Source organism: Actinacidiphila cocklensis, assembly GCF_907177275.1.
Classification (GTDB): Bacteria; Actinomycetota; Actinomycetes; order Streptomycetales; family Streptomycetaceae; genus Actinacidiphila; species Actinacidiphila cocklensis.
On sequence record NZ_CAJSLV010000002.1, the window covers coordinates 210990 to 217938 of the forward strand.

The 6949-nt window shown below is 70.6% G+C and carries 9 protein-coding genes; 5 read left to right on the forward strand and 4 right to left on the reverse strand.

Features of this window, described 5'->3' with window-relative positions:
* Positions 1-15: 15 nt before the first annotated feature.
* Together NFU81_RS02775 and NFU81_RS02780 are read right to left on the reverse strand one after the other, a co-directional pair.
* Positions 16-489 carry an ArsI/CadI family heavy metal resistance metalloenzyme gene (locus NFU81_RS02775; RefSeq protein WP_251484529.1) on the reverse strand — a complete coding sequence of 158 codons (474 nt, stop codon included), beginning with the start codon at positions 487-489 and terminating at the stop codon, positions 16-18.
* 30 nt (positions 490-519) lie between these two features.
* The gene (locus NFU81_RS02780; protein ID WP_274038164.1) at positions 520-1896 is read right to left on the reverse strand and encodes an FAD-dependent oxidoreductase; all 1377 of its coding nucleotides are present in this window, start codon (positions 1894-1896) and stop codon (positions 520-522) included.
* Between the two features lie 108 nt (positions 1897-2004).
* Between NFU81_RS02780 and NFU81_RS02790 the strand changes: the two genes are divergently transcribed.
* Positions 2005-2379, forward strand: coding sequence for an ArsR/SmtB family transcription factor (locus NFU81_RS02790; RefSeq protein WP_251484532.1), 375 nt, complete (start codon positions 2005-2007; stop codon positions 2377-2379).
* 219 nt (positions 2380-2598) lie between these two features.
* Here NFU81_RS02790 and NFU81_RS02795 read toward each other — a convergent pair whose 3' ends face one another.
* The gene (locus NFU81_RS02795) at positions 2599-3375 is read right to left on the reverse strand and encodes an aquaporin (RefSeq protein WP_251484534.1); all 777 of its coding nucleotides are present in this window, start codon (positions 3373-3375) and stop codon (positions 2599-2601) included.
* Positions 3376-3435: 60 nt separating this feature from the next.
* A complete protein-coding gene (locus NFU81_RS02800; protein WP_251484536.1) occupies positions 3436-3750 on the reverse strand; it encodes an ArsR/SmtB family transcription factor in 315 nt (104 codons plus the stop codon).
* A 97-nt stretch (positions 3751-3847) separates the two neighbouring features.
* Between NFU81_RS02800 and NFU81_RS02805 the strand changes: the two genes are divergently transcribed.
* The 4 genes from NFU81_RS02805 to NFU81_RS02820 all read left to right on the forward strand — a co-directional run.
* Positions 3848-4087, forward strand: a complete 240-nt coding sequence (locus tag NFU81_RS02805) for a hypothetical protein (RefSeq protein ID WP_251484537.1) — start codon at positions 3848-3850, stop codon at positions 4085-4087.
* Positions 4088-4128: 41 nt separating this feature from the next.
* Positions 4129-4542, forward strand: coding sequence for an arsenate reductase ArsC (locus NFU81_RS02810; RefSeq protein ID WP_251484538.1), 414 nt, complete (start codon positions 4129-4131; stop codon positions 4540-4542).
* The gene (trxB, locus tag NFU81_RS02815; protein WP_251484539.1) at positions 4539-5546 is read left to right on the forward strand and encodes a thioredoxin-disulfide reductase; all 1008 of its coding nucleotides are present in this window, start codon (positions 4539-4541) and stop codon (positions 5544-5546) included. The genes NFU81_RS02810 and trxB overlap by 4 nt, the downstream gene beginning before the upstream one ends.
* Positions 5547-6465: 919 nt before the next feature.
* Positions 6466-6949: non-reducing end alpha-L-arabinofuranosidase family hydrolase (locus NFU81_RS02820; protein ID WP_251484540.1), on the forward strand; the 484-nt coding region annotated here is incomplete at its 3' end.

Consider the following 6949-nt stretch of genomic DNA (forward strand, 5'->3'; position numbering starts at 1 on the left):
GCTGGTCACTTTCGTTCAGCAGCAGCGGCTGGAGGAGGACGCGGCCGCCTTTGCGGGCTTGTCGTCCGCCGTGGCGCTCGAGTCGGCGCAGCAGGTGCTGCCCTGCTGTTTGGTGAGGGTGTCGGCGTCGGCTTTGACGACGTAGACCTCCCAGGGTTCGCGGCCGGGGCCGTGTACCCAGACCTTGTCCTGGAGGGCGTAGCAGCAGGTGGTGTCGTTCTCCACGTCGATGGCCAGGCCGGTCTCGGCGAGGCGGGTGGTGGCGGCGTGGACGTCCTCGGTCGTTGCGACCTCGACGCCGAGGTGGTCCATGCGGGTGGCCTCTCCGTCGGCGCCCTGGACCAGGACCAGCTTCAACGGGGGCTCGGCGATCGCGAAGTTGGCGTAGCCGTCGCGGAGTTTGGCGGGCTCGGTGCCGAACAGCTTGGCGTAGAAGGCGATGGACGCTTCAAGGTCGGGGACGCGTAGTGCGAGTTGGACGCGGGACATGACGACCTCCTGATGTGTGCGGATGGGGGTTCAGCAACAGCCGCCCGTCGACGCGGGGGCGCCGATGCCGATCTGCACCAGTGCGGGCGCGGGGGCGCAGCATCCACCTCCGTCGGCCTGTCCGGCGGCCGGGTCGTCGAAGAGGCCGGCGCCGCCGCACACCCCGGTCTCGGGCAGGGTCAGTTCGACGCGGTCGGCGGATTCGATGTCGTCGGCGATGGCGGCGGCTACCGAGCGGACCTGCTCGTAGCCGGTCATCGCCAGGAATGTCGGGGCGCGGCCGTAGGACTTCATCCCGACCAGGTACACGCCGGCCTCGGGGTGGGACAGTTCGCGGTGACCGTGCGGGTAGACGGTGCCGCAGGAGTGCTGGTTGGGGTCGATCAGCGGCGCAAGCGCGACCGGCGCCTGGAGGCGTTCGTCCAGGCCGAGGCGCAGTTCGGACAGGAAGGACAGGTCCGGGCGCAGGCCGGTCAGCACGATCACCTCGTCCACCGGCTCCAGACGCCGCCCGTCGTCCCCGACCATGACCAGCCGGTTGTCGCTGTCTCGCTCGATCGCGTCGGTGCGGAACCCGGTGACGGCGTCCGCGTGGCCCTGGTCGACGGCGGCCTTCGCGGCCAGGCCGAGGGCGCCGCGGGCGGGGAGCTGGTCGGCGGTGCCGCCGCCGAAGGTCGAGCCGGACATGCCGCGGCGCAGCACCCACACCGCGTGTGTGCCGGCGCCGTCGCCGGCCTTGGCCAGGTCGGCGAGCGAGGCCAGGGCGGTGAAGGCGGAGGCCCCGGACCCGATGACCGCGGTGCGCCTGCCGGCGTACCGGGCGCGGACGGCCGGGTCCTTCAGGTCGGGCACCCGGTAGGTGATGCGGTCGGCGGCGGCGTGCTCGCCGAGGGCGGGCAGTCCGTTGCCGCCTGCGGGCGAGGGCAGGGTCCAGGTACCGGTGGCGTCGATGACCGCGCGGGCGAGCACCCGCTCCTCGCGGCCGTCGGCGGTGGCGTAGTGGACGGTGAAGGGCTGGGTGTCACGGTCGGCGTCCACGATCCGGTCCCGGCCGATGCGGGAGACGCCGGTGACGGTCGCACCGTAGTGCACCGCGTCGCCGAGGGCGTCGGCGAGCGGCTGCAGATAGAGCTCGGTCCAGTCCCCGCCGGTCGGATACGTGCCCGTGTCCGGCGCGGTCCAGCCGGTGGGGGCGAGCAGCTTCTCGGCGGCGGGGTCGGTCAGCTCGGCCCAGGTGGAGAACAGCCGCACGTGCGCCCACTGCCGTACGGCGTCGGCGGCAGCGGGACCGCGCTCCAGGAGCAGCGGGGTCAGGCCGCGTTCGGCCAGGTGGGCTGCTGCGGCCAGCCCGGTGGGGCCGGCGCCTATGACGACGACCGGCAGCTCGGTGGTGGCGGGTGCTGGCATGACGGTGCCCTTCTCCCAGTGCGGTCCGGCGATCACCGGGCCGCTGTTTCGATGTCTGTCGATACCTCGAAGGTTGCCTCTTTTATCGACGAGTGTCAACATAGACGTATGTCGAATTCTGGGATGGTCGAGCTGCCGGTTCTGCAGGACGCCCCGGTGGTGCCGTGCTGCCCGCCGATCACCGCGGGCGAGCTGTCTGCGGCCGACGCGGAGAAGATGGCCGCGATGTTCAAGGCCCTGTCCGACCCGGTCCGGCTGCGGCTGTTCTCGAAGATCGCCTCACACCCCGGCGGGGAGGCGTGCGTGTGCGACATCCAGGACGTCGGCGTCTCCCAGCCGACCGTCTCCCACCATCTCAAGAAGCTCCGCGAGGCCGGCCTGCTGACCTCCGAGCGGCGCGGCACCTGGGTCTACTACACCGTCGCCCCGTCGGTGGTGGCGGGCATGTCCGCGATGCTGGACCTGCGCCCCACGACCGGCTGACTGCCGCTGTCGGACCGCTCCTGTCACCTGCGGCCGTGGATCGGCACTGGATGCGACAGCAGTTTGAATCGTTCAGTGACCGCTGTCTGACGTACGAACGGAGCATCGCGCCGGGCGAGTACCTCGGCGACGCACAGCTCACCGTCCTCGGCAACCGCCCCGCCCGCGGCCCGGCCCGGACAGGCAACTGGGGCCCGCAGGTCTGCGGCGGCGTGCGCTTCAGGCGGCGACGTCTTCTGCCTCGCGCTTGGTGAAGATGACCGCGACCAGGGCCAGGCCGACCACCGCGCCGAGGAGCTGGGCGGCGATGAAGCCGGTCAGGGAGCCGGGGGCGATACCGGCGAAGGTGTCGGTGAAGGTGCGGCCGATGGTGACGGCGGGGTTGGCGAAGGAGGTGGAGGAGGTGAACCAGTAGGCGGCGCCGATGTAGGAGGCGACCGCGACCGGCGCCAGGTTCAGGCGATCGGTGCGGGCCAGACCGAAGATCAGCAGGATCAGGCCGGCGGTGGCCACGACCTCGCCGAGCAGCAGGTGCCCGGCACTGCGGTCGTGGGTGGAGAAGGTCACCAGCGCCTTGCCGAACATCGCGTCGGCGAGGATCGCGCCGCCGGTAGCCCCCGCGATCTGAGCGGCGATGTAGAGGGCGGCCTCCCGCAAGGTGACGCCGGGGCCGCCGCGACGGGCGGTCCACCACTCCGCAAGGGTGACCACCGGGTTGAAGTGCGCGCCGGAGACCGGGCCCAGCAGGGCGATCAGCACCCCGAGGCCGAAGACGGTCGCGGTGGAGTTCGCCAAGAGCTGCAGGGCCACGTCGTGGGTGAGTTCGGTGGCCTGGATGCCCGAGCCCACCACCACGGCGACCAGCGCTGCGGTGCCGACCAGTTCGGCCGTCGCCCGGCGGGCCGGCGGCACGCGGGGCGGGGTCGCGCCGGGCGACGGCTGCGCCGCGGCGGGCGCAGGGGTGAGGGGTTCGGCGGCGGCGTCGGTGGCGCTCAAGAAGGTCTCCGGGTACGGCAACGGCGCCGGCCGCGAAGCCGGCGTAAGGGGCGGGGAGGGTCAGGGGCAGGCGCGCTTGGTGTTGTTCAGCTCGGTCTCGCGCGCGGTGGCCGCCAGCTCGGCGAACGATCCCGCGAGCTGCTCCAGGACCTGCGGGCGGAGCTTGTAGTAGGTGAACCGGCCGCACGGCTCGGTCTCGACGACCCCGGTGTCGCGCAGCACCTTCAGGTGGTTGGACAGGTTGGTCTGCCGGGCACCGGTCTCCTCCACCAGGTGCGTCGTGCACAGCGTTTCACGGGCGAGCAGGGTGACGATCTGCAGGCGCAGCGGGTCGGCCAGCACCCGCAGTAGATCAGTGTCGACTGACGTCAGCATGGGGTGATACTTTCACATCAGCGGGCGCTGATGCCAGCCCCGCCCGGTTCCAGGTGCCCGCGCACCCGGAGCCGCCCTTCCCTTGCCGGAGGGCCTCATGCCCCCTGCTGTACCTGCTCCAGCTCCCGCGGCTGCTCCCGACCACCGCCTGCTGACGGCGGTCGCGTGCCTGGCCACCCGCCACGGCGGGACGTTCTCCGCCGAAACGGTGCGGGCGGCCCTCGGCCGGCCCGTCCCCGACCCGGCCGGCGCCAGCCTGGAGGAGGTGTACGCGATCCGCGGCGACCTCGACGCCCGCACCGCGTCCCTGCTGTCCGAACTGCTCTCCACCGCCTGACCCTTACCGCCCTGCTCCACGCCGACAGAAAGAACGAGACCGTGTCCGACAAGCCGTCCGTGCTGTTCGTCTGTGTCCACAACGCCGGCCGCTCCCAGATGGCCGCCGCCTGGCTCACCCACCTGGCCGGCGACCGCATCGAGGTCCGCTCCGCCGGGTCCACTCCCGGCAGGGAGGTCAACCCCGCCGCGGTGGAGGCGATGGCCGAGGTCGGCATCGACATCTCCGCGGAGGTCCCCAAGGTGCTGACCATCGACGCGGTCCGCGAGTCCGATGTCTGCATCACGATGGGCTGCGGCGACACCTGCCCGGTCTTCCCCGGCAAGCGGTACCTCGACTGGAAGCTCGACGACCCCGCCGGTCAGGGCGTGGACGCCGTCCGCCCGATCCGCGACGAGATCAAGGTCCTGGTCGAGGGCCTGATCGCCGAGATCGAGCCGGAGGCCCGGGCATGAGCGCCGGCCGGCCCCCGGTACGCGAGGTGGTGGTCATCGGCTCCGGTCCCGCCGGATACACCGCCGCCCTCTACACCGCCCGAGCCGATCTCAAGCCCCTGGTCTTCGGCAGCAGCATCTTCGTCGGCGGGTCGCTGACCACCACCACCGAGGTGGAGAACTTCCCCGGCTTCCCCGACGGCGTCCAAGGCCCCCAGTTGATGGACGACATGCGCGCCCAAGCGATGCGCTTCGGTGCCGAGATCATCGACGACGACATCGTCTCCGTCGACTTGACCGGCGACATCAAGCTGCTGACCGACTCCGAAGGCACCGTGCACCGCGCCCGCACGGTGATCGTGGCCACCGGCTCCGGCTACCGCAAACTCGGACTGTCCCGCGAGGACGAACTCTCCGGCCGCGGTGTGTCCTGGTGCGCGACCTGCGACGGCTTCTTCTTCAAGGGCCGGGACATCGTCGTGGTCGGCGGCGGCGACACCGCTATGGAGGAAGCCACCTTCCTCACCCGCTTCGCCGCCTCCGTGACGGTCGTGCACCGCCGCAGCCGGTTGCGCGCCTCCCAGGCCATGCAGAACCGCGCCTTCGCCGACGACAAGATCTCCTTCGCCTTCGACAGCGAGATCACCGAACTCCACGAGACCGGCGGCATGCTCACCGGCGTCACCCTGCGGGACGTCTTCACCGAGCAGACCCGGCGCCTGGACGTGACCGGCTTGTTCACCGCGATCGGCCACGACCCGCGCACCGAGCTGTTCGCCGGGCAGCTCGACCTCGACCCCGAGGGCTACATCACCGTTCAGGCCCCCACCACCCGCACCAGCGTCCCCGGGGTCTTCGCCGCCGGCGACGTCGTCGACCACACCTACCGCCAGGCCGTCACCGCCGCCGGCACCGGCTGCGCAGCCGCACTCGACGCCGAGCGCCACCTGGCCGCGCTCGCCGACCGGACTCCGGCGGACGCCGCTCCCGACCATGCGGAAGCGACGCTCGCTCCCCTCTTGTGACGCCCCGGTTGCCGCCGAAGACTTAGACAGCCCGAGCGTGGGCACGCGAACCGTTGGTCCCCAAGGGAGCTAACGTCCCCCGTGGGGACCGGCAGTAACGCCGCCCGGCTGCGCCCGATCCCTCGCATGTCGCGTGTGAACCCTTCCTCCAGCTCGACCGAGTCCGGGTCGGGGGAGAGGTACACCAAGATCACCCCGTAAGACCGCCGATGTGTCCGGGCCTCCGCTCATGGCCCTTCAGCCGGTTCGCCCCTCACGGACCGAACCGGCCGGCCGGGGTCAACTGTGCAAGCTCCACTGCTGCTGTCATAGACGCCCGAAGGACTCGTCTGCTTACCTTAGTTTTCAAATCTCCTGCCGCGACTGCCTGATTGCCGGATCGGGCACCGAGTGCGGGGACGTCGGACCCTGTTGGAATCGCCGGTCCGACCCAGCTCGTCTTTTCGCAGATCGCTCCTCCTAGCGGTTCGCGCGTGCCTGACAGGTCATCGCTGTTCACGCCGCTGGAGGTTCCATGATCGCATTCGAGCGCCTGCCCACGCTGCGGGTGATCCCGGTCGAGCGACTTCGCCGTTGCCGCCGTCTGTGGATCCCGTACGCGGCCGTGCTCCTTCGTGCACCCTTCCCAGGACTGCTTTCGCCGCTCCTTCGAGCGGTGAGCCGGCCGCAGAGTGCCGGGGTAGATCCGCGAAAGGTCAGTAGTTAGCGCTCACATGTCGGGGGACCCGGCCGCGTAGATGTAGGTCTGCCGTGCCGTAGCCGTGCCGTATCGGTTGCGCCGGACAGCTGCGCAATCAATTCCCTTCCCGGCCCATCACTCAAGGAGTGTTCCATGAAACAGACGCACACGTTCAGACGGTACAGGTCGTTACTGATAGCCATGCTCGCCACTGTGCTGGCTGCGGCCGGGGTGTCATTCGTGGCAACCTCGTCGGCGCAGGCCGCCAGCGGCTGCCGGGTCGACTACGGTGTCACGAACGAGTGGACCGGCGGCTTCGGCGCCAATGTGAGCGTGACCAATCTGGGGGAGCCGGTCAGCAGTTGGCAGCTGACCTGGTCCTTCGCCTCCGGACAGACCATCACGCAGTTGTGGGGCGGTTCGTACTCCCAGACCGGCAGCCAGGTCGCGGTGACCAATGCTTCCTGGAACGGCAGCCTGGCCACCGGCGCCTCCACCAACTTCGGCTTCAACGGTGCCTACAGCACCACCAACCCTGTCCCCACCGCCTTCACGCTCAACGGCACCGCGTGCACCGGCGCGGTCACCAGCACCCCGCCGACCACCGTGCCCACGACACCCACCACGACGCCGCCGACGTCGGGTGGTACGTGTTCTCTTCCGTCGTCGTATCGGTGGTCGTCGTCGGGTGCGTTGGCGCAGCCGGCGAACGGGTGGGTCTCGG